The following is a 21576-nucleotide window of genomic DNA, read 5'->3' on the forward strand; positions in this document are numbered from 1 at the left end:
CCACGGAACCGACTGGGACGGGGTATGGAGGTCGTCGGTCGGCTGGTAGCACTGCTCGTCGTCCTGGTGGGCGGCGCGGGGGTCCGAGCGATCGGCGTCCTCGACGACCGCCGGACCGCGCTGTTGAACGACCTCGCCTACTACGTCGCGCTCCCGGCACTGATTTTCGTTTCGACGTTCGATCGCTCGATCGCCGCGTTGCTCTCGCCGGCGCTGCTCGGCGGGCTCTTGCTCGTCGTCTTCGGAACCGCGGGGGTCGCCTGGGTCGTCCACTGGCATCGGGACTCGAGCGCGCGCCGGAGCGTCGCGATCGTGCAGTCGTATCACTCCAATCTGGGCTATCTGGGATTGCCGCTGGTCGCCGCGACGTTCGATCCGACGGTCACGGCGATCGCGAGCGTGGTACTCGGCGTCGTCTCGCTGACGCAGGTCCCGCTGACGGTTGTCATCCTTTCGTCACTCAACGCGGCCGGCGCGACGGTTACCGGCGAACTGCGGCGACTCGCGACGAACCCCGTCCTCGTGACGCTGCTTGCCGGATTGACGATCGGTTCGCTCGGGCTCGGGGTGCCGTCACCCGTTGCCGTCGGTCTCGACGCCGTCGGGTCGCTGGCGCTGCCCGTCGCGTTGCTCTGTGTTGGCGCATCGCTGGACATCGACCGGTCCTCGATCGACGCGGCCACGACCGCGGCCGTCGTCGCCTGCAAGGTCGTGGTGATGCCGGCCCTCGCGTGGCTCGTCTTCTCCGCGCTGGCCGTCGACACCGCGACGTTTATCGCCAGCGTCGTGATGCTCGGCACGCCGACGGCCGTCTCGACGTTCGTCTTCGCGAGCGAACTCGGCGGCGACCCGGAGTTCGCGTCGCTGAACGTCTTCGTCACGACGCTGTCCTCGATCGCGACGCTGTTCGTCCTCATTACACTGGTCGGCTGAGCGACTGCGGGCGCTCCTTCGAGCAAGGATCACAAGCTGACGCCGCGTTACGGCGAGAAGAATCGCTTGAGCCGCCCGAGCAGACCGGGGGAGTCGTCGGACGCGTCGTCGCTTCCGCCGCCGTTTCCGTCGCGATCGACCGAGCCGGCGAGTGGGCCGGCGTCGTCGGGCCAGTCGTCGTCCGCCGACCCCGACGCGGCCGTCGTCTCGAGGTCGTCCATCGAGAGATCGACATCGTCGATCTCGGGGGTCGATTCGCGGCCTTCGCCGGCCTCGGCCGCGCGGACGTCCGCGCCGGTCACGTCGCCCGCCTCGACGCGGGCCGCGAGGTCCTCGAGGTCGGCGTCGTCCGGGATCGAAGCGGCAGCGTCGTCGATCGACGCCGGCTCCGTCTCAGTGGCGTCCGCGGACGTGCTGTCGTGATCCTCGCCCGCACTCGGCTCCGGGGTCGGTTCGGCTGCCGTGTCGTCGGCCGGAGCGGTGTCCGTTCGCGCCGACGACTGCTCGTCGTCGCCGTCGTCGGTCACGGGATCGGTTGTCGGAACGTCGTCCTCGTCGAACGCAGCCGTCACGGACTCACTGGTCGCCGTGTCGTCGGCCTCGTCGCTCGAGCCGGCGTTTCCATCGCTCGAGTCGGGATCCGACTGGGTCGAATCCAGCGACTCGAGGATGTCGTCGACGCTTTCCTCGGAGACGACCCGCTGGGGACCGCCACCGGGCTCTAAGGCATCGTCCGAGTCGGCGTCGGCCGCGTCCGTCTCGTCGGCCGTGGAGGGACCGGATGATCGCTCGTCGCTCATGATGGTGGCTGTCGCTGCCGGCGACATAATCCTTCCCCTGTCGGTGGTCGAACGGCGGGTCCGTAGCTGTGTCCAGACGCGGGGGGCGAATCACTCCGCGAGCGCCGGATTCGCCCGGACGACGTTGAGGACGGCCCCGATCAGAATGATGATGCCCGCGAAGTAGAGCCAGGTAACGAACAGCAACACGGCACCGAGTGCCCCGTAGGCCTCGTACTGGGCGGCGTTGGCCGCGTACAGCTGGAACCCGAACTGGAGGATGGTCCAACCGACGGCGGCGAAGACCACGCCCGGGAGGATCTCGGCCACGTCGACGGGGATCGGTGGCAGGACGTAGTAGATCGGCAGGAAGACGAGGATGAGCCCGGCAAGCAGGATGAGCCAGCCGAGGAAGTCGGCTAACGGCACGGTACCGGTGACGAGCCTGAGCGCTGCCCCGATCCCGATCATCAGCGCGATCGCGCCCGCGCCCGCGACGAGTACCGTCAGTCCGTCCACGAGCTGTCCGACGAGGCTCTCTTCGGTGACCTCGTCGTAGACCTTGTCGAACGCGAGGCTCAGCCCTCGAAAGACCTTGAGCGCACCCCAGGCGGCGACGACGAGCGCGACGACGGTCGCCTCGGCCCGTCCCGATTCGGTCGTCAGGGCTTCGGTAACGAGGTCTTCGCCCGACGCCGGGAGGAAATCCCCGGCGACAGTGATCAGCCGCTCTGCGGCCGCCTCGCCGCCCAGCAGCGAGCCGACGACGAGTGCAAGCAGGACCAGCGGGATCAGCGACACGAACGCGTAGTAAGCGAAGCCGGCCGCGAGAAAGGTTAGATCGCGGTCGCTCGCTGTCCGATAGATCGTCGTGACCGTCTCCGGAAGCTCCATACAGTTCGTACGACGGTCAGGACTATGAACGTGTAAATCGTTCGCAGTTCCTGTCGTCCGGTATCGGGGAGAGCGGTAGCCGCCGACCGACTCGCGCCCGTGGCGATACTTACCACTCGCGACAGAAGTTCTGGCCGGCGTAGACTGCGCCGTCCTCGTCGATGTAGACGCCGACCCCCGCCCGGTCCCACGTTGGCGTTTCGCCCTCCTCGAGGATCGCCCGCCGGTGATCGGTGGAGTTCATCCACTGATCGACCAGACCGATCGCGAGGGCCTCGGCCGTTTCGTAGCGAACGACCCCGCCGGTCGGCCGTTCGACGCGTCGATCGACCCAGGTCATGGCGATGTTCTCACCGTAGGCCCGACAGTAGTCGTCGACGTCTCTGAAGCGGTCGTACGGCCCCTCGCCGTCGGGGTTCGTATGTGCGAAGTAGTCCCGCTGGCCCATGTCACGAGTGTGTGCGCGAGCCACCGACGCGGCGGTCCCGTCCCACTCGAGGGGCTCGAGGCCGTGTTCGGCCCGCCGCTCGTTGATCTCGGCGTGGACGAAGTCCTCGACGGTCGGCGAGGTGATCGTCTCGACGTCGGTTTCGTACCGGGTCGTACCCGGGTCGTCGGGATCCGTTACCGGCGGATTGCGTTCGCCGGCCGGCGGCGGCTCGGAACTGGGCGCGGGCCCCTCGCCGAGGCCGAACCCGTCGGTCACCTGCGGGGCGAACACGGCGGTTCCGACAGCGAGGGAAACGACGAGCGCGATCGCGACGAGGAGACTCAGGAGTCCCCGAAGCAGTGCCCGGTCGCACCGCCGGGCGCGGTCGTGTCCCGTTCCGTCGGACCGGCTCCCGTCCATCGGATCGACCGTCGACTCGACGGTACAAGAGCGTCGGGACGGACTACAGCGAGTGAGAGCGGTAGGGACCGATTACGGGTCCGTGACCGCGACCCCGTCCGCCCCGTCGCCGAAGATCGTCTCGTGCATGCCGATCACGAGACCGGGGACGACCGCCATGAACAGGTGTTCCTCGAGCGGGATGCCGGCGACGTCGATCCCGGTCCGGAGTTTGATATCGAAGACGCCGACGGCGAGGGTGTACCGGTCCCAGACGTAGGCGATGGGGTACAGCGCGAGGATGGTCACGCCGGCCTTCCGAACGGCGTTCGCGCGGCGCAACAGGAGCGCGGCGACGATCCCCCAGACGAGTTCGGTCACGAGGTAGGTGTAGCGTCCGAAGACGCTGATGTCGAACATCGACGGCCATTCAACGGCCAGTATAAAAACACCCGGGCTGGAGCCACCCGGATAAAACGGGCAGTATCTTAAATACCCCGGCGGCACTACGTTCACGTAGAAGGATGAATATCGCTGATATCGCCACCACGGAGTTCATCGAAGTCGACGTCGGGACGCGAATGGGGAAAGTCCGGTCCATGTTCGAGGACGGCAACCCCAAGGGAATTATCGTCACGAACGACGGGGACTACGAGGGGGTCATCAGCGAGCGGGAGATCCTCCAGTCCCACGTCGAGGACGACGCCAAGGTGGCGGCACTCACGAAGCCCAGTCGGAGTACGCCATCGCCCAAGGTCGACCGCCAGGAAGACGTCCGGGAGACCGCCCGCGTCCTCGTCGAGAGCAACGCGAAGGTCGCGCCGGTCTTCGAGAACGGCGAGCTGTGGGGGGTCATCACCGACGACGCGATCCTCGAGGCAGTACTGGAGAACCTCGACGCACTGACCGTCGAGGACATCTACACCGCCGACCCGGTCACGGTCACCGAGGACGACGGGATCGGCAAGGCGATCAATCTCCTGCGCGAACACGGCATCTCCCGCCTGCCCGTGATGAACGAGAACGGCTTCCTCGCTGGGGTCGTCACGACCCACGACATCGCCGACTTCGTCATCCGGGAAAACCATACGACGACGACGGGCGACCGGGTCGGTGACAGCCAGCGCCTGCTCGACGTGCCGGTCTACGACATCATGACCAGCCCCGTCGAGACGACCACGCTGGACACGACCGCGGAGGAAGCCGTCGAGCGGATGCTGGGCAACGACTACGCGGGGCTGATGGTCACGCCGGCCGACGACGACCGGGTCGTCATCGGCGTCATCACCAAGACCGACGTCCTGCGGGCGCTGACCTTCACCGAGGAGGAACACATGGACGTCCAGATCACCAACATCTCGATGCTCGATACCATCACTCGAGAGGGGATCGTCGAGAACATCGAGGACGTCGTCGACAAGTACCAGGACATGCAGGTGATGCACGCCCACGTTCGATTCAAGGAACACCAAGAGCGACTCCGCGGCACGCCGCTCGTGCAGTCACAGATCCGACTGCGTACTAACAAGGGTCAAGTCGCCGGCACCGGTGAGGGCTACGGCTCGGAAAACGCCTTCCGCGTCGCGCTCGATAAACTCGAGCGCAACGTCCTCGAACTCAAAGGCGTCACCAGCGACGAGGAGTACCGCGGCCAGCTCCTGCGGAAACTCAACGAACTGTAGCATCGACGTCGACCCCGATTCGTTTTTTCCAACCCCGGACTGGACACCGGCCCCCGGCCGGTCGGAGACGGCTCAGTGTCGGGCCGACTCCTCGCCGCCCTCGAGCCCCCGATCCGTGATCCGGAACTGAACCGACTCGCCGGCCGGCTTCGAGCGGTGTTTCTCCAGCGTCGCGCGTCGGTTCCCGCCCCGGAACCGCTCCAAGCGGACGACGGTGCCGGTCCAGTGTTCCAACGTGTTGCCACCCAGTCCACGGGTCCGGTCCGAATCCGGGTCCGAAAAGACCTGATTCGTCAGGACGACCGCCAGATCGTGTTTGCGCGCGAGCGAGAGCAGGTGGGTCACCTGCCGGGTGACGCTTCGCAGCGCTTCCCCCTCGTCGCCGTCGGCGGTCCGCTCGAGTCGGTAAAAGCCCGTCGCGCTGTCCAGTACGATTAGTTCGGCGCGCTCGGCGAACCCCTCGGCGTCGCGGACGGCCTCGGCCTGTTCCTCGAAATCGACGGCGTCTTCGATGACGATCCGCGAGGCGACGGCCTCGAGGTCGTCCCCGTCGACGCTTCCCTCGAGCAACTGCTGGAAGCGGTCGACCGAGACGCCTTCGGTATCGATGTAGACGACAGTTCCCCCGCCGACGGCCGTCTGGACGGCGGCAGACAGCGCGAGGTTCGTCTTCCCGGCCGCCGGCGGGCCGTACAACTGCGTGACGGTCCCGCGTTCGAACCCCCCGTCGAGCAACTCGTCGACCGGGCCACAGCCGGTCGGGATCGCCTCGTCGGTCACGGTTCGAGTTGACTGGGGACGCGCAAAAAGGCCCCGGAACGACGGGGCGGGACTTCGACCCACCACGCGGGCGATCGCGGTCCGATACTGTCGGCGCTCGCGACTCCGACCGCTCGTCTCGACGATGGAATCCGTTCGCGTACGTTTATCTCCGATGGGGGCGAAGGTCGCCCGTGATCGTCGTCGCTACGGCGGACTTCGAGGTGTACCACGGTGTCGTCAACGAACTTCGCGACCGCGGAACGACGTTTACGACCATCGAACTCGATGAAGAGCTACCGGATCGGGCGGCCGTCGTCATCACCGACGGGGACAACGCCGACGCCTTCGCGAACGCGACGACCGTGGTCGCCGATCCGGACGATCCACGGCGTGCGGTCGACCGGGCGCTGGCGGCCGTCCGCGGCGACGGCGGTCGGACGATCATCGGCGTCGATCCCGGCCGTAAACCCGGAATCGCCGTCCTCACCGGCGAGACGGTCGTCGCCGCCTTTCAGGTTCCCCTTTCCGACGCCGTCGACGTGATCGAACGCGAGGCCAGCGACGCGCCCTCGCCGGTCGTCCGGATCGGCGACGGCTCCCGCCTCGAGGGCGCGAAACTCGTCACCGACCTCGAGGACGTCCGGGTCGAACTCGTCGACGAGACGGGGACGACCCCCTATCTGGGCACTGGCTCGCGGGGGATGGGCGACGTGCTGGCCGCGGTCAATATCGCTCGCCTCGAGGGAGAGGTCGTCGACGCCCGCAAGATCGAGCCGACGGAAGGAGAGATTCAGGTCATCAAGGACCGCTCGCGCGAGCGAAGCGACCACAATCGGGCGATCGACGAGGCACTGGCCCGGCGGGTTGCCGCCGGCGAGTTGACGATCGACGAGGCGCTCGCGGAACACCGCAACGATGGAACTGGCTCGGAAACCGAGTCGCACGAGACGGACGAGGCCGACGGCTCGGAGCCGTCGTCGTAGCGTCGGAAAACCGGACAAAAGAAACGGATACGTCGGTCACTGCGGTCGAAAACCGACCGTGTGACGGCTCGAGAGGTTACGCGCCGACCCAGGTGTTCGTCGAGGCGACCGACGTGAGCTGGACGTTCTCGTTCTCCTGCATGCTGATCTGTGAACTCCCGGCGCTGCCGCCGTCTTCGGCGACCGCGATGGAGCTGTGCTGTTCGTTCAGGTTCTGCTGCGTGATGACCTGCTGCTGGGCGATCGCGGCACTTGCCTCCTGCTCGACGTCGTTCGTCTGCGTGGCGTTCCCGGCGTAGTCGTACGACGTGCCGGGAGCCATGCCCGCGTTCCCGTCGACCGTGACGGTCATGCTCGAGGTCCGAGTGACGTCGTCGGAGACGTAGCCCGGGCTCGCGTAGACGTTGAGCGCGTCGGCGTAGGCGACCTGCGCGTTGTAGTTCTGCTGGTAGGCGAGCTGGATCGCCGTCGCTTCGCTTCCGTTCTCCGCGAGCGCCATCGCGGTGTTCTGGAAGTTGATGTTCTGCTGCTCGACCGCCTGTTCTTGGGCGATGCCCGCGGTAGCGGTCTGTTCGGTGTCGTCGACACCGTCTACCTTGTCCTTCTTGTCGGGCTTGTGTGCGTCAGTCGTGGTCGAGAGGACGTCGCCGTCGACATCGCCGGCGGTGGCGACGTTCATCCCGAGTGACGAGACCATCAGGTTCGAGGCGGTCGCGCTGCCGAACTGCTCGTTGAGGTTGCTCTGGTCAGTGAACTGAATCGCCGTGGCAGTGCTGTTCTCGCCGATCGCGATGGCGACCGCACCGCCCTGTTCGTTGACGTTCTGCTGCGCGACGTCCTGGGACTGGTTGAGCAGCGCTTCGGCGCTCTGGCCGACACCAGCGTCGTCGCCGGACTTGTCCTTCGCGTGTCCGAACTCGCCGTCACCGAGGTAGACGTTCGAGGCGTTTGCCATTCCCTCCTGGAGGTTCTCGTTGCGCTGGTAGGACTGCTGGAGCGCGGTCGCATCGCTGTCGTTCATCGCGTACGCGAACGCGGTACTCTGGTTGTTGTAGTTGATCTGGCCGACCGCCTGGGACTGGGTCACGCCGGCGATGGCTTCCTGCGTGACCGTCTCGTCGTCGCCCTTCTCGTCTTTGATTCCCCAGCCGTCGAACTGCTGGTCGCCGCCGTCGCCGATGATGATGTTGACCGTGCCGACGTTTTCGAACTGCGTCTGTGCGGTTCGAACCTCGACGTTGCCGGCCGTTGCCTCACCAGTCTGGACGTTGTCGTTCTGCTGGTTGGCCTCTTGGACGGCCGTCGCTTCACCGCCGTCGATCGAGATCGAGACCGCCGATCCCTGTTCGTTGATGTTGACCTGATCGACGTCTTGGTGCTGGATGACTTCGGCGGCCGAGCTACTCGTCCCGTCCGCGTGTTCGTCGACATACTCCTCGAGCGACATGTCGCCGAGGTCCGCGCCGAAGACGAGATACAGCTCGTCGCCGTCCTCGAGCGTGTGTATCGTGTCACTGTTCGACGCGGCGTCCCCGCCTGCGGTAGCCGCCGGGACGGCCGCTACCATCGACAGGGCGACCATACAGGCCATAAGAAAAGTCGTAGTTCGTGATCGTCTCGTCGTGTCGGTTGTCATTGATCGTTTGATTTGAGTCGTGATTGTGGTTTCTTGCTAGGGCTGTGCGTCGCAAACCCTCCTATCCCGATTACAGACTTTGTTATCTGTATATTTCCGCGCCGAAGAAGGCTGATACCGCATTGAAGGGGGACGCTTACGCGGAATTCCCGGAACGTGATCGTCAGAGCAATCGTCGGCGGTCAATCGATACGGAGACCCGCTGTACCGGATCACAGCCCTCGGAACATCGCATCTCCGAGATTCCCGTAACGATGAGACGGTCACGAGTAATCGAATCGTAACTCGAGTAGCTGTTACGGAGCGGAAAGTCCGGATTAGAGTGCCAGAAATAACGATATACCGGCCGTACAACCCTGTTTCGCTGCGGAATGACCGCCAGCATCGCGGACTATTCGTTCCGTACGGTCGCCATACGCACTCGTTGATCTCGAATCGAGTGCCTACACCGAAACGATCGATCAATCCGAGATAGGAATTGAAACGGTACTATCAACCGTTGCTATGGAACGAAACCGTTCCCCCCCTTCATATGAATCTCCGATGTGGGCCTTAGTCGGGAGACACGCAGCGAGCGGGTGGCCGCAGGCGATGCACCGATCGCAGCCGTAGCCGACGAGCGGCAGCTATCGGTCGCACGGCAGACCCGTTCAGCGTTCGTGTCTCCTGGAACGATAGACATGACACGAAACACGATACTGACAGTCGTACTCGTCGCTAGTCTGCTGATGGTCGGTTTCGCTGGAACGGCAGCAGCGAGCGGCACGGCCGATACGGCAGGCGAGGCAGCGGGTCTCGGTGACGAAGACACCTCGACGGACGACAACCAAGTCGCGGCCGCAGCGGTAGTCCAGAGTCAGAACGTCGATCAGGCTAACGATATCGACCAGAACGCCAGTCAGAACGCCGACCAGGACGCGACCGGAATCGATATCGATATCGACGCCGGCGACGATGATAACGAGAACAATAGCAGTAGCAGCAGTCTTCTTTCCGCTCTCGGACTCGACTCACTTGACAACAACAACGAGTCTAACAACGATACCGACGGTGAAACTGACGGCGTGAACGTCGAGATCGGCACCACTGGCGACCAGACGGTCAACCAGGACATCAATCAGGAAGCCAACGCGTCGAACTCGAACTCGCAGGTCGGTGCCGCGACGGCCACTAACTTCGACTTCGAGATCTGAGCGGCGCAGCGCTTTCCAATCAGCGACGGTTCTTTTTTACTGGACTCGAGAACGGTCACACCAGCCGGTGGTTCGTCGTCCGGAGCGCGGCGTATCGACCGCCGAACGGCGGCTGTAGTCGTGACATAGAACTCCATAGCGGAGACATGATCGCGAGGGCAACGTTCGAAGCGCGAGTCCCGAATCTATACCGTTTTGTAATGTTACTTTCAACAATATGATTTTGGCCCGACAGTAATCGAGCAGGTATATACAACTGCTGATAGAATTCTGTAATTTCAGACAATATCTGGTGCCGTTCGATGTAGGATTCGAATAGCATCGCGAACAGTGGTTTGCCTTCATATGGGCCTCTGTAGTTCGATTTGACCGGATGGGGTACCACGACGACGCGGGAGGTGACCGAGCCCAAGGCGGTACACACCGCAGTGTGTTACAGCAAGCGGTGTCCTATCGGAAGTCCCGCATGTGCGTGCGTACTCATCCGGACAAACAGCAACAACGATGAAACGGACACTCACGATACTGATGACGCTCGCGCTCATCGGGAGCATGGCCTTCGTCGGCTTCGCCGGAACGGCAGCTGCCGGCGGTAACCAGCACGACGACGGCGACAGCAGCGCCGATCGGCTCTCAGCCTCGAGCGTGAGCCAGTCACAGAGCGTATCGCAGACGAACGTGATCGAACAGAACGCGAGCCAGTACGCCGATCAGGACGCGACCGGGGTCGACATCGACGAATTCCTGACCGGCGATGACGGTGCCGCTGATGATGACGATGAGGCCAGTGACGGGAACAACAGCGACGGAAATAACAGTGACGGTGCCACTACCACCATCGAAACTCTCACGTTCTATCGAGCAGCGGGCAACTCCCCTGGAGACGTGCTAGTTGGTACTGAAAGATGGCTCGGTTCGGGATTCTCGAACGACAATGTCGATGTGAATGTTGAAGAATCTGTGGATGGTGACCCGGTTAAAGTCAGTTGGGACTATACGGGTACCGGCACCAGTGACAACAAGATTGTGCGTATCGAAGTAGGGACCTCCTCTGGTGATCTGTGTGAGGTCACATATGACTCTCCCCAAGAAAGCGGGGAAATTGGCCCAGACCAGTGCGAATCACTCGGCGACACGCCTGACGAAACGCCCGACGAAACGCCTGACGACGGAAACTCCGTCGAAGGATCCGTCGGTAACCAGACCGTCAATCAGATAGTCGAACAGAACGCTGACGCGTCGAACTCGAACGCGCAGAACGCCGACGCGTCCGCCTCGGCCGGCGACATTCTCTCGGTCCTCCTCGGCTGAGAGAGTCGCTTCGCAACTACTTCACATCGATTTTTATCGGCGGCCCTGCCTCGAGCAGCCACGATACCCCCTAGAGGGCGGTCAGGAAGGTCGTTCTGAACGACATCTCGAGCAGGGGGGGGGGGAGGGCCAAGGCGGCAGTACGCCGTGCTATCGTTCCGGCCGATAGCGATCGGGTGCCCTCGAGAGACGAGAGTACCCGCGATTGGATTCACTCGGCCGCCCGATCAACTCGAGCGGCCGCTTCCGCCCGCTCGACGACGGCTCGAACCGGGAGCGTCGTCGCTTGAGCCACCGCTTTCGCATCATCGTACTCCGCACTCACGTCGTACACCTCTCCATCGGCACCGCTCGCGATTTTCACGGTAACCTCGTACTCGTCGCCGTCAACCTCGAGGCACACAGTCTCGAACTCCCGCTCGGCGATCCATCGATGCGTGGCCCCCGCATCCCGGACGCCGAGCGTCCCGGTCTCCTCGGCCAGCGCTCGAGCGACCCGTTCCCGATCCGCCGGTTTACAGATGACCTTCACCAGATGCCCGGGTCGGGACTTTTTCATCGTCGCGGGCAGGATCGACACGTCTCGCGCGCCCGCGTCCGCAAGGGTCTCCTGCAGGCCACCCAGCACTTCCGGCGTCGCGTCGTCGAGATTGGTCTCGAGGACGGCGATGTCGTCTTTCACCAGCGTCCCCTCGCCGGTTCCGACCAGCGTGCGAAGCACGTTCGGATGCGGGTCGAGATCGTAGCCGCCCGCGCCGTAGCCCGATGACTCGAGGTCGAGCGCGGGCAGCGAGTCGACGCCGTCGGCGACGTGTGCCAGGATGGCCGCGCCGGTCGGCGTCAGGAGTTCGGCGTCGACGGGACCGCCCCGCAGCGACCAGTCGGCCCGCTGGGCGAGTTCGACCACCGCCGGCGTGGGGACGGGGTACTCGCCGTGGCTCATCGAGACCGTCCCGCCGCCGGTCGCGAGCGGGGTCGTGACGACGCGATCGGGCTCGAGGTCGTGCAGTAGGGCCGCCGCGCCGACCACGTCCGCGATCGCGTCGTCGGCCCCGACCTCGTGGAAGTGGATCGACTCGAGGTCCTCGCCGTGGACGGCGGCCTCGGCCTCGCCGAGCAGTTCGAAGATCGCGAGCGCGTCGGCTTCGATCGCCGGCTCGAGGTCCATCCCCTGGACGATCTCGCAGACCTCGCGGTAGCTGCGATGGGGGCCGTGGCCCTCTGCGGGAGTGTCGGTACCGTCGCCTGCCGTCTCGTGTGTGTGCCCGCCCTCCGTGTCGGCCTGCTCGTGAGAATGATCGTGGCCGTGGGACTGATCGTGATCGTGCGCACCGTCCCCGTCGGCGTGATCGTGGTCGTGTGCGTGATCGTCGTCGGGGAAGACGACGTCGGCCGTCGTGGCCCCGATCCCGGTCTTTTCGGTGTCGTCGATCCGGTAGGCCACCGGCAGCGCGTCGGTTACCGGCTCGAGGACGTCGGCGTCGGCACCGGCGTCTATGAGCGCGGCAAGGATCATATCGCCGCTGGCTCCCATTCGGCCGTCGAACGCGAGGATTCGCATGCCCGTTCTCGGCGCGGAAAACGCAAAAAGCCATCTCTCCTCGCTCGAGGGGCGGTATCGATAGGGCCAAAACCAACCGAGGCCGGTACATCTTTGTAACCGCCCGTCCGACGTGAGTATGGTAGCTACTAGCACAGGAAATGACTCACCCTAGCAAAAAACCTATCCGCGCACGAATCGGAGTCAATCACATCGCCGTCCCCAAATCATGAACGAAGTCCAACTGGAGGTTGCGAAGGCGTACCCGAACGATTCGGGTCGTGGTATCGCCCGACTCGACCCGGACACGCTGTTGCATCTGAAGCTGAGTCCGGGCGACATCATCGAGATCGAGGGTGCAGACACCACTGCCGCGAAGGTCTGGCGTGCCGACCGGCAGGACTGGAACACCGACACCGTCCGCATCGACGGTTTCACGCGCCAGAACGCCGACGTCGGTATCGGCGAGCGGGTGACGATCCGCAAGGCCGAGGCGACGAAAGCCGACAAGCTCGTTCTCGCGCCGCCGGAGGAGGCGTCGGTCCAGTTCGGCTCCGACGCCGCCGGCATGGTGAAACGCCAGATCCTCAAGCGGCCGGTCGTCGGTCGCGACATCGTTCCGGTGATGTCCTCAACGAACCATCCGTTCATGCGGTCGCCCGGACAGGCGATCCCGCTGATCGCCGTCGAAACCGAGCCCGAGGGGGTGGTCCTCATCACCGAGGACACCGACGTCGAACTCCGCGAGGAGCCGATTTCGGGCTTCGAGAAGACCGGAGGCGGGATCACCTACGAGGACATCGGTGGCCTCCAAAACGAGATCCAGCGGGTCAGGGAGATGGTCGAACTCCCGATGAAACACCCGCAGATATTCAAGAAACTCGGCATCGAGCCGCCACAAGGTGTCCTCCTGCACGGCCCGCCGGGCACTGGGAAAACGCTGCTCGCGAAGGCCGTCGCCAACGAGACCTCCGCCAGTTTCTTCTCTATCGCCGGGCCGGAGATCATCTCGAAGTACTACGGCGAGTCCGAACAGCAACTCAGGGAGATCTTCGAGGACGCGACCGAGGAGTCGCCCTCGATCATCTTCATCGACGAACTCGACTCCATCGCGCCCAAACGCGAGGACGTCACCGGCGAAGTCGAACGCCGCGTCGTCGCCCAGCTGCTGACGATGATGGACGGCCTCGAGTCACGAGGCCAGGTCATCGTCATCGCGGCGACTAACCGCGTCGACAGCGTCGATCCCGCCCTCCGACGGCCGGGCCGGTTCGACCGCGAGATCGAAATCGGCGTCCCCGACGAGACGGGCCGCGAGGAGATCCTGCAGATCCACACCCGCGGGATGCCCCTCTCGGACGACGTCAGCCTCGGTCACCTGGCCGACGAGACCCACGGTTTCGTCGGGGCCGACATCGAGAGTCTGACCAAGGAGGCCGCGATGAAGGCGCTGCGCCGGTACCTCCCCGAGATCGATCTCGACGAGGAGGACATCCCGCCGAGCCTGATCGACCGGATGATCGTCAAACGGGAGGACTTCCGCGGTGCCTTGAACGAGGTCGAACCCTCGGCGATGCGGGAAGTCCTCGTGGAGCTGCCGAAGATCTCCTGGGACGACGTCGGCGGCCTCCACGACGCCAAGGATCAGGTCCAGGAATCGGTCGAGTGGCCGCTCTCGAACCCCGAGCGGTTCGATCGGCTCGGCGTCGACCCGCCTGCCGGCGTCTTGCTGTACGGCCCGCCGGGCACCGGGAAGACGCTGATGGCGAAAGCCGTCGCCAACGAGACCAATGCCAACTTCATCTCGGTGCGTGGCCCGCAACTGCTCTCGAAGTGGGTCGGCGAATCGGAGAAAGCCATCCGCCAGACCTTCCGCAAGGCCCGCCAGGTCTCGCCGACGGTCATCTTCTTCGACGAACTCGACGCGCTCGCGCCCGGACGGGGCGGTGAGACCGGCTCGAACGTCTCCGAGCGGGTCGTCAACCAGCTGCTGACCGAACTCGACGGCCTCGAGGACATGGGCGACGTGATGGTCATCGGCGCGACCAACCGCCCGGACATGATCGACCCCGCACTGCTGCGCTCGGGCCGCTTCGACCGACTGGTCATGATCGGCCAGCCCGACGTCGACGGCCGCGAACGCATCCTCGAGATCCACACCCAGGACACGCCGCTGGCGGCCGACGTCACCCTGCGAGAGATCGCCGAGATCACGGACGGCTACGTCGGCAGCGACCTCGAGTCGATCGCCCGCGAGGCGGCCATCGAGGCGCTGCGCGAGGACGAGGAGGCCGACGTCGTCGAGATGCGACACTTCCGCCAGGCCATGGAGAACGTCCGGCCGACGATCACCGACGACATCCTCGACTACTACGAGCGGATCGAAGAGGAGTTCCGCGGCGGTGGCGGCGGCGGTCCCGACCCGACGGGGCGTCGCGGCAGCCGGATCGGCTTCCAGTAACGCGAATCCCCTTTTCGTCGCTGTTTCGCCGGTCGGATACCCTACGGAACCGCGAGACAGCCGTTTGGTCGCCATCGTAACAACTGAAACGATTTACACACCGATCGCACAGCCGTCGTGCGATCGGGTGCGCAATGACTTTCAGTGGCTACTACAGTCGGGACGAACGACCACGTCGCTCGCAGCCGGGCTCTCGCCGCCGTGTGGCGTGTCTCGCTCCCGCACCCGTCCCGCGTGGACCGTCTCCGTAGCATCGTCGATGACGAGGACCTCGCCGGGGGCCTCCGGCAGTCGATCGGCGTCGGCCAGCGAGCCGCCCACGTAGGTCGGCTGGGCGGCCTCGAGCGCCGCCAAGTCGTCCCCCGCGGTGAGCCGGTGCGAGACGAGGATGTCGGACTGTGAGATCCCGACATCGGGGAGCGCACTCGGACGCTGTGTCGCGGCCACGAGGCTGACGCCGGGCGCGCGGCCGCGGGTCAGGATCGTCTCGAGGGCGGGTGCGGCCACGCCGTCGAAGAAGGTGTGGGCCTCGTCGAGCAAGAGCCAGGGGAGCTGGTCGATCGCGGCGTCGACGCGGGCGCGATACAGCGCTTCGGCGATCCCGCGACAGACGGCGTTCATCGGGGCGGCCGAGAGGCCGGAGACGTCGACGACCGTTATTTCGGGACCGGCGAGCGCTCGAGCGCCGAGCCCGTCGGCGTCGAAGACGTCCCACGAGTCGGCCAGCCGCAGGTGGTTCGTCGCGGCGCGTCGCGCGGCGCGTGCCGCGTCCGTCGACTCGATGTGCGTTCGCATGCCGTCGATCGTGGATTCTGCCTGTGCGGCCCGCCAGAGGAGGCTTCCGGCGGCGCTTTCCGGCGAGAGGCCGAGCAGCGTACACCACGACCTGGGGTCGAGCGACGCCGGCGCGACCGTCGGCTCCGCGACGACCGTCGCCGGAACCGGTTCGCCGTCCGCCGACGACGCGAGCGTTGCGAACGCTCCCATCGGATCGACGACGACTGGTGCGAGTCCATGCGCCCGTGCGAGCCCCTCCGCGATCACACCCATCGTGTGGGACTTACCGTAGCCACGTTTGCCGACGAGCGCGATCGCGTGGGGAGAGTCCAGATCGAGCGCGAGCGCTGCGCCGTCGCTGCCGTCGAGCGCCCGATAGACACCGAGCCGACAGCTGGGGCCGTCCTCGCGGTCGGCATTGCGACCGAGTACGAAGCTCACGGCCCCGACTCCCGCGGCTTCGTATTTGAACCCGCGTCCCACCGTTTAAGGTGGAAGCCGCGGCCAGAGCGCCCATGAGTTCGAACCGGACTGAGTCCGATTCGAGGGACGGACCGCATCGATCACTGTCGTCGTTCGCCCGCGACGACCGCGCGATCGAGGGACTGCCGATCCGGCTAGTCATCGCGCTGGTCGTCGGGGTCGCGGCGCTCGCGATCATGCTGAACATGCTCGGCGGGATCGGTAGCGTCGGCGATACGGAAGTGACCGTGAAGATCGCCGACGACGATCAGGTGATCGAGGCGGACGCGACCGGAAGCGACGCGAAGGTAGACGTCTACGCGATCGACGAGAACGGGAACAACGTCTCGGATGCAACCATCGTCGCGACCGCCGACTCGGCGCAACTCGACGGCGTCCTCGATAAATCGACCGGCGACAACAATCACGCACAGCTCGATTTCAGCGGTGACCAGAGCCTGCGGGCCGACCAGGACATGGGAGCGATCCAGCTCGAGGTGATCCCGCCGTCGGACAGCAACTACATCGACGAGCAGCCGAACCCGAACATTCGGGTCGTCTCCCGATGACTGCCGACCTCGCCCACCGATGATCGGAATGACGACGGAACTCGTCGTCGGCATCGCGTTCGGCTTCGTCGTCGGCGTCGGTCCCGCGATCGCCGTCGGTGCCCTCGCTGCCGTGACCGACTGCCGGAGTCGGGGACTCCCGCTCCCGGCCGGCGTCGGTATCGGCCTCGGGCTCGCCGGATGCAACGGCTATCTCGTCGGCCTCTTCGACGGTGGGGTCGGCTGGGCGCAGGTCCCTCGATTCGTGGCCGCGGCGATCGTCGTTGCCCTGCTTGCTGTTTTCGCGGTAAGTCAGGGCGAGCGCGTCGCCGCGGAACTCCCGATCGGGGCCGATCGACCGACCGTCCGGAGGCGGTCGCTGTCGGCCGCTGCCATCGACGCGGTCGATGCCATGGGACAGGTACGAATCCGGACGACCGGCAGCGTTCGAAATATCGACGGCTACCCGCCGCTATCGCCGGATTTGCGGACGGCGATCGAGTCCGACGCGTGGCGACTGCCCGCTGATCTTCCGCTGTCGGCCCTCGAGACCCGGCTAGCGACGCGGCTCCGAACCGAGTACGACCTGACCGCCGTGTCGGTATCGATCGACGGCCGCGGCCGGGCGACCGTCGCCGCTGCACCGCCGACCGACGGCGTCGCGGCTGCGGTTCCGGACGGCTGGCGTGCGGTTTCGGTTTCCGCCCCCTTCCCGCCCGGATTAGTGCCCGGGACGACCGTCGAGGTCGCCACTCGAGACGCGTCGACGACGGGAACCGTCCTGTCCGTCGACGGATGTGCCCGCCCGGGGCGAGAGACGGGAACCGACGATTCGACTGCTGAGGACGAGACCGTTACTGTCGCCGTTCCCGCACCCGACGCCACGCCGCTCCTGGCCGCAGATCACGCTCGCATCGCCGTTCCCGCGACCGGTCACGACCCCGAGCGGGAGGCGCTGGCCCGCCTCGAGCGAGCGGACTACGCGGTCCGGCACGTCTCCGGGGGGACGATCGCATCGGCGCTCGAGGCGAGCAAGGGCGAGACTGACGATTCGATCCATCCCGTTGCGGCGAGTTCACCGGTCGATGTCGATGCGACCGAGACGACGGAAGCAAAGCCCGTTGTCGGCCGGAACCGGTGGCAGCTCGATCCGGATCCGGAGACACTTGACGACCGGGAATCGGTGTTCGTTTCGGGGGAGAAAGTCACCCTCCAGCGTTACATCGACGACGATCAGGACTTGCGTCCACCGCCGCCCGTCGAGGCGGCGACGGAGGTGTCGCCATGAGCATCCTCGCTCAGGCGGTCGTCACCGAGTGGACCGAAACGGCGATACGCACCGTCGTCGGGTTCGCGCTCCTGTCGGGACTCGTCGCGACGGTCGTCGCGTTCGGCTACCGTGTCGTGAGCGCTCGAGCGCTCCCCGTTGGTGTGGGGCTGTTCGCGGGGCTCGGCGTCGTCGTCGGCCGGCTGAACGCAGTCGGGCTCGGTCGGTCGACGATACTCGATGGGACGCCGCTCGTTCACTACGCCACCGCCGCGTACTTCCTCGGGGTGATCGCCGCGAGCGCCCTCAGCGCCGAGGGCGGCCGGCGGGTGGGCGATCGGATCGCCCGCGATGTCTTCGACATCGAGCGACTTGGCGCGACCGGCGAGATCGCCGCCCTCGTTCGGTCGGCGCGGCTCCCGTCGGTCGTCCGGCTGCCCGACCGGATCGACGACGCGGCGGGCTACCCGTCCGTCGAGCCGTCGATCAAACGCGATCTCGCCGGCAGCACGGTCCTGTTACCGCAGGTCGATACCCACTCGGCGCTTCGAACCCGACTCTCGAGCCGGCTCGAGCGCGATTACGATCTCGGCCACGTCTCGATCACGGTCGGGGCCGACGGGGCGATCGACCGGCTCGCGGTCGGGGGAACCCGGTCGGGGATCGCAGCTACCATCCCGCCGGGAACCGTCGCGGTGTCGATCCGCGGCGAGCCAGCACCCGCAGTCGGCGCGGGCGATCCCGTCGAAGTCTGGGCGTCCGCCGAGGGATCGAGTCGCCTCGTCGCGACCGGACGGCTGTGGGCGACGGATGGCGACGCCGCGACCGTCGCCGTCGACGCCGATGCCGTCGACCGACTCGGTACCGAGCCCGACGCGCGGTATCGACTCGCGGCTCGGTCTGATCCCCCTGACGACGGGTTCCGGCTACTCGCCGCACTCCGAGCGGCCGACGGGACGGTTCGGTCGGTCACCGTCGACGACGGCGGGTCGCTCGAGAACGTCTTCGTCGGGTGGGTTCCGGGGACCGTCCTCGCCGTGGTCCGCGACGGCGAGGTCCGCCCGTTCCCGGCGGACAACCTGACCCTCCGGGCCGGCGACGACCTCTCCGTCCTCGGTACCGTCGACGAACTGCGTTCGGTGGCCCCGGATGGACGATCGTGACGACACTGACCGAATCGCCGACGCCGACGCCGACGAGCCGGCCCCGGATCGACGGCCCGTGACGCGACGCTAGGGCCGGTCGGTCGCGTCCCGCGCGGCCTCGAGGTGCCGCCGGTCGATTCGGACCTCCGAAGCCTTCTCGTTTGCTGTTTCCGGCCCGTACTCGCTCGCGACCTCCCGGATCGCTCGCATCGAGGCGTCCCTGACCAGCGCCTCGAGGTCGGCACCGGTGTACCCCTCGAGTTCGACCGCTAGGTCGTCGATATCGACGTCGTCGGCGAGCGGCTTGCCCTCGGCGTGGACCGCGAGGATCTTTTTCCGAGCCTCGAGGTCCGGTTCGCCGACGAAGACGTGGGTATCGAGCCGGCCGGGTCGAAGCAGTGCCGGGTCGATCTGGTCTTTGCGGTTCGTTGCGGCCAGCACCACGAGGTTGGGGTTCTCCCGCATTCCATCGAGTTCGGTCAGCAGCTGTGAGACGACGCGTTCGGTGACCTCGTGGCCCTCGCCGCGGGCGGCGGTGATCGCGTCGATCTCGTCGAAGAAGACGATCGAGGGTGCCGACTGGCGAGCGCGCTCGAAGACCTCGCGGATCGCCTTCTCGCTCTCGCCGACGTAGCGGTCGACGATCTCGGGCCCGTCGACGCGGACGAAGTTGACGTCGGTCTCGCCCGCGAGCGCCCGGGCGAGCAACGTCTTGCCGGTGCCGGGCGGCCCGTACAGCAAGACGCCCGACGGCGGGTTCGTATTGGTCTCCTCGAAGAGTCGGTCGTAGGTCAGCGGCCACTCGACCGACTCCCGGAGTGTCTGTTTCGCCGCCTCGAGGCCGCCGACGTCGTCGAAGTCGGTAGTCGGCGACTCGGCGACGTACTCGCGCATCGCGGAGGGCTCGACCGACGCGAGCGCGGCGTCGAAGTGGGCCTTTCGCACCGTCGGGTTCCGGTTCCAGTCGCGGCGCTCGTCGGTTTCGGTCGGCCGGTCGCGGATGGCCGCCATCGCGGCCTCGCTCGCGACGGCGTCCAGGTCTGCCCCGACGAAGCCGTGGGTCCGTCGCGCGATCGCGTCGACATCGACGTCGTCCGCGAGTGGCATCCCGCGGGTATGGACCTCGAGGATCTCCCGACGGCCCTCCTCGTCGGGGACGCCGATCTGAATCTCGCGGTCGAAGCGACCGCCGCGCCGGAGGGCGGGATCGATCGTATCGACGCGGTTGGTCGCGCCGATGACGATGACCTCGCCGCGGGCGTCGAGACCGTCCATCAGCGTCAGCAGTTGGCCGACGATACGGTTTTCGGCGTCACCCTCGCCGTCTCGAGCGCCCGCGATAGAATCGATTTCGTCGAAGAAAATTATCGTCGGTGCGTTCGCCTCGGCGGTTTCGAACACCTCTCGGAGCCGTTCCTCGCTCTCGCCTTTGTACTTCGACATGATCTCCGGCCCCGAGATCGTCTCGAAGTTGGCATCGACCTCGTTGGCAACTGCCCGTGCGATCAGGGTCTTTCCGGTGCCCGGCGGGCCGTACAGCAAAACGCCCGATGGCGGCTCGACGCCGAGACGACGGAACAGCTCCGGTTCCGACAGCGGGAGTTCGATCATCTCCCGAACCAACTCGAGTTCCTCGTCCAAGCCGCCGATGTCCTCATAGGTGACGCCCGAACTCGGCCCGGGTTCGTCGCGGTCGGTCGCGCCGTCGGACGGGATGGACGCGGCCCCCTCGCTGCGGGTATCCGAACCGCCGCTGGCAGCGGTATCGGAGCCGGCGTCGCTCGAGCCGACAGCACCCGATCCCGCACCGGCGTCGACGATCCGGACCGTCGTCTCGTCGGTGATCCGCACGTCGCCGTTCGGATCGGTGTCGGTCACTCTGAACGGTTGCTGGTCGATCCCTTCGATCCGGATCTGTTCCCCGGCACGGACCGGCCGGTTCCGGAGTCGCTTCGTCGCGTCGGTTTCGGCGGCCCGCTGCTGGCGGTCGGAAAGTCCCGGCGGCGCGATGAGGGTCACGCGGTCGGCGTCGGTGATCGTCGACTTGTCCTTGGCCCGGACGGCGACCGTATCGCCGACGTGGACGCCAGCGTTCGCGCGCGTATCGCCGTCGATCTGGATCGCGGTCTCCGGGACGGAGGTGTCGGCCGGCCACATCTTGGCGACCGTCGTTGCCGTGCCCTCGATCACGACGGTATCGCCGCTGAGAACACCGAGCTGTCGCCGCGCCTGCTCGGGGATGCGAGCGACACCCCGGCCGGCGTCGCCTTTCTCCGCGGCGCGAACCGACAGCGTCACGCCGTCCGCTTCCGACGAACTCATACCCGTTCCTTTCGCGCCGGTGGCCTTGAGAATTGTCCCCTCGGAAGCGCCC

General features: G+C 66.0%; 18 protein-coding genes. 9 read left to right on the forward strand and 9 right to left on the reverse strand.

Going from position 1 to position 21576, the window contains the following annotated elements:
• Positions 1-24 precede the first annotated feature (24 nt).
• Positions 25-933, forward strand: coding sequence for an AEC family transporter (locus NATPE_RS05570; RefSeq protein WP_006179742.1), 909 nt, complete (start codon positions 25-27; stop codon positions 931-933).
• A gap of 47 nt (positions 934-980) precedes the next feature.
• Here the strand turns inward: NATPE_RS05570 and NATPE_RS05575 are convergent, their stop codons facing one another.
• From NATPE_RS05575 to NATPE_RS05590, 4 genes are all read right to left on the reverse strand, one after another.
• Positions 981-1733 carry a hypothetical protein gene (locus NATPE_RS05575; protein WP_015298812.1) on the reverse strand — a complete coding sequence of 251 codons (753 nt, stop codon included), beginning with the start codon at positions 1731-1733 and terminating at the stop codon, positions 981-983.
• A gap of 90 nt (positions 1734-1823) precedes the next feature.
• Positions 1824-2606: a YihY/virulence factor BrkB family protein gene (locus NATPE_RS05580; RefSeq protein ID WP_006179740.1), complete on the reverse strand. Its 783-nt coding sequence runs from the start codon at positions 2604-2606 to the stop codon at positions 1824-1826.
• A 109-nt stretch (positions 2607-2715) separates the two neighbouring features.
• Positions 2716-3456, reverse strand: a complete 741-nt coding sequence (locus NATPE_RS05585) for a CAP domain-containing protein (RefSeq protein ID WP_006179739.1) — start codon at positions 3454-3456, stop codon at positions 2716-2718.
• 72 nt (positions 3457-3528) lie between these two features.
• Positions 3529-3855, reverse strand: a complete 327-nt coding sequence (locus NATPE_RS05590; RefSeq protein ID WP_006179738.1) for a lycopene cyclase domain-containing protein — start codon at positions 3853-3855, stop codon at positions 3529-3531.
• A 104-nt stretch (positions 3856-3959) separates the two neighbouring features.
• On the opposite strand from NATPE_RS05590, the gene NATPE_RS05595 reads away from it, so the two are divergent.
• Positions 3960-5117, forward strand: a complete 1158-nt coding sequence (locus NATPE_RS05595) for a CBS domain-containing protein (protein ID WP_006179737.1) — start codon at positions 3960-3962, stop codon at positions 5115-5117.
• A gap of 72 nt (positions 5118-5189) precedes the next feature.
• On the opposite strand, the gene radB is transcribed toward NATPE_RS05595, so the two are convergent.
• On the reverse strand, positions 5190-5897 hold the full coding sequence (radB, locus tag NATPE_RS05600) for a DNA repair and recombination protein RadB (protein ID WP_006179736.1): 708 nt from the start codon (positions 5895-5897) through the stop codon (positions 5190-5192).
• A gap of 173 nt (positions 5898-6070) precedes the next feature.
• Here radB and NATPE_RS05605 point away from each other — a divergent pair, with 173 nt between their 5' ends.
• Positions 6071-6862: a hypothetical protein gene (locus NATPE_RS05605; RefSeq protein WP_006179735.1), complete on the forward strand. Its 792-nt coding sequence runs from the start codon at positions 6071-6073 to the stop codon at positions 6860-6862.
• Between the two features lie 76 nt (positions 6863-6938).
• Here NATPE_RS05605 and NATPE_RS05610 read toward each other — a convergent pair whose 3' ends face one another.
• On the reverse strand, positions 6939-8453 hold the full coding sequence (locus NATPE_RS05610; protein ID WP_006179734.1) for a hypothetical protein: 1515 nt from the start codon (positions 8451-8453) through the stop codon (positions 6939-6941).
• A 773-nt stretch (positions 8454-9226) separates the two neighbouring features.
• Here NATPE_RS05610 and NATPE_RS05615 point away from each other — a divergent pair.
• Complete coding sequence (locus NATPE_RS05615) at positions 9227-9691, forward strand: hypothetical protein (protein WP_241432720.1); 465 nt, start codon at positions 9227-9229, stop codon at positions 9689-9691.
• A 504-nt stretch (positions 9692-10195) separates the two neighbouring features.
• Positions 10196-11002 carry a hypothetical protein gene (locus NATPE_RS05620; protein WP_015298813.1) on the forward strand — a complete coding sequence of 269 codons (807 nt, stop codon included), beginning with the start codon at positions 10196-10198 and terminating at the stop codon, positions 11000-11002.
• A gap of 211 nt (positions 11003-11213) precedes the next feature.
• Here the strand turns inward: NATPE_RS05620 and larC are convergent, their stop codons facing one another.
• Positions 11214-12563 (reverse strand): nickel pincer cofactor biosynthesis protein LarC, encoded by a 1350-nt coding sequence (gene larC, locus NATPE_RS05625; protein ID WP_006179731.1) that lies wholly within the window; start codon positions 12561-12563, stop codon positions 11214-11216.
• A 208-nt stretch (positions 12564-12771) separates the two neighbouring features.
• On the opposite strand from larC, the gene NATPE_RS05630 reads away from it, so the two are divergent.
• The gene (locus tag NATPE_RS05630; protein ID WP_006179730.1) at positions 12772-15003 is read left to right on the forward strand and encodes a CDC48 family AAA ATPase; all 2232 of its coding nucleotides are present in this window, start codon (positions 12772-12774) and stop codon (positions 15001-15003) included.
• Between the two features lie 141 nt (positions 15004-15144).
• Here the strand turns inward: NATPE_RS05630 and NATPE_RS05635 are convergent, their stop codons facing one another.
• Positions 15145-16221 carry an ATP-binding protein gene (locus NATPE_RS05635; RefSeq protein ID WP_006179729.1) on the reverse strand — a complete coding sequence of 359 codons (1077 nt, stop codon included), beginning with the start codon at positions 16219-16221 and terminating at the stop codon, positions 15145-15147.
• Positions 16222-16295: 74 nt separating this feature from the next.
• On the opposite strand from NATPE_RS05635, the gene NATPE_RS05640 reads away from it, so the two are divergent.
• Genes NATPE_RS05640 through NATPE_RS05650 form a run of 3 tightly spaced genes read left to right on the forward strand, consistent with a single transcriptional unit; the run spans position 16296 to position 19220 of the window.
• Entirely contained in the window at positions 16296-16811 is a 516-nt protein-coding gene (locus NATPE_RS05640; protein ID WP_006179728.1) for a DUF7382 domain-containing protein, read from the forward strand.
• Positions 16812-16839: 28 nt separating this feature from the next.
• Positions 16840-18078 (forward strand): hypothetical protein, encoded by a 1239-nt coding sequence (locus tag NATPE_RS05645; RefSeq protein ID WP_241432719.1) that lies wholly within the window; start codon positions 16840-16842, stop codon positions 18076-18078.
• Entirely contained in the window at positions 18075-19220 is a 1146-nt protein-coding gene (locus NATPE_RS05650) for a hypothetical protein (RefSeq protein WP_006179726.1), read from the forward strand. Before NATPE_RS05645 ends, NATPE_RS05650 begins: the two co-directional genes overlap by 4 nt.
• A gap of 69 nt (positions 19221-19289) precedes the next feature.
• Here the strand turns inward: NATPE_RS05650 and NATPE_RS05655 are convergent, their stop codons facing one another.
• Entirely contained in the window at positions 19290-21524 is a 2235-nt protein-coding gene (locus tag NATPE_RS05655) for an AAA family ATPase (protein ID WP_006179725.1), read from the reverse strand.
• Positions 21525-21576: the final 52 nt, after the last annotated feature.

Source organism: Natrinema pellirubrum DSM 15624 (assembly GCF_000230735.2).
Lineage (GTDB): Archaea > Halobacteriota > Halobacteria > Halobacteriales > Natrialbaceae > Natrinema > Natrinema pellirubrum.

Bases quoted from the DNA above. Each gene is read 5' to 3' on its own strand.
- NATPE_RS05570 (WP_006179742.1), top strand. From the start codon at position 25: ATGGAGGTCGTCGGTCGGCTGGTAGCACTGCTCGTCGTCCTGGTGGGC.
- NATPE_RS05575 (WP_015298812.1), bottom strand. From the start codon at position 1,733: ATGAGCGACGAGCGATCATCCGGTCCCTCCACGGCCGACGAGACGGAC.
- NATPE_RS05580 (WP_006179740.1), bottom strand. From the start codon at position 2,606: ATGGAGCTTCCGGAGACGGTCACGACGATCTATCGGACAGCGAGCGAC.
- NATPE_RS05585 (WP_006179739.1), bottom strand. From the start codon at position 3,456: ATGGACGGGAGCCGGTCCGACGGAACGGGACACGACCGCGCCCGGCGG.
- NATPE_RS05590 (WP_006179738.1), bottom strand. From the start codon at position 3,855: ATGTTCGACATCAGCGTCTTCGGACGCTACACCTACCTCGTGACCGAA.
- NATPE_RS05595 (WP_006179737.1), top strand. From the start codon at position 3,960: ATGAATATCGCTGATATCGCCACCACGGAGTTCATCGAAGTCGACGTC.
- NATPE_RS05610 (WP_006179734.1), bottom strand. From the start codon at position 8,453: ATGGCCTGTATGGTCGCCCTGTCGATGGTAGCGGCCGTCCCGGCGGCT.
- NATPE_RS05615 (WP_241432720.1), top strand. From the start codon at position 9,227: ATGGTCGGTTTCGCTGGAACGGCAGCAGCGAGCGGCACGGCCGATACG.
- NATPE_RS05620 (WP_015298813.1), top strand. From the start codon at position 10,196: ATGAAACGGACACTCACGATACTGATGACGCTCGCGCTCATCGGGAGC.
- larC (WP_006179731.1), bottom strand. From the start codon at position 12,563: ATGCGAATCCTCGCGTTCGACGGCCGAATGGGAGCCAGCGGCGATATG.
- NATPE_RS05630 (WP_006179730.1), top strand. From the start codon at position 12,772: ATGAACGAAGTCCAACTGGAGGTTGCGAAGGCGTACCCGAACGATTCG.
- NATPE_RS05640 (WP_006179728.1), top strand. From the start codon at position 16,296: ATGAGTTCGAACCGGACTGAGTCCGATTCGAGGGACGGACCGCATCGA.
- NATPE_RS05645 (WP_241432719.1), top strand. From the start codon at position 16,840: ATGACGACGGAACTCGTCGTCGGCATCGCGTTCGGCTTCGTCGTCGGC.
- NATPE_RS05650 (WP_006179726.1), top strand. From the start codon at position 18,075: ATGAGCATCCTCGCTCAGGCGGTCGTCACCGAGTGGACCGAAACGGCG.
- NATPE_RS05655 (WP_006179725.1), bottom strand. From the start codon at position 21,524: ATGAGTTCGTCGGAAGCGGACGGCGTGACGCTGTCGGTTCGCGCCGCG.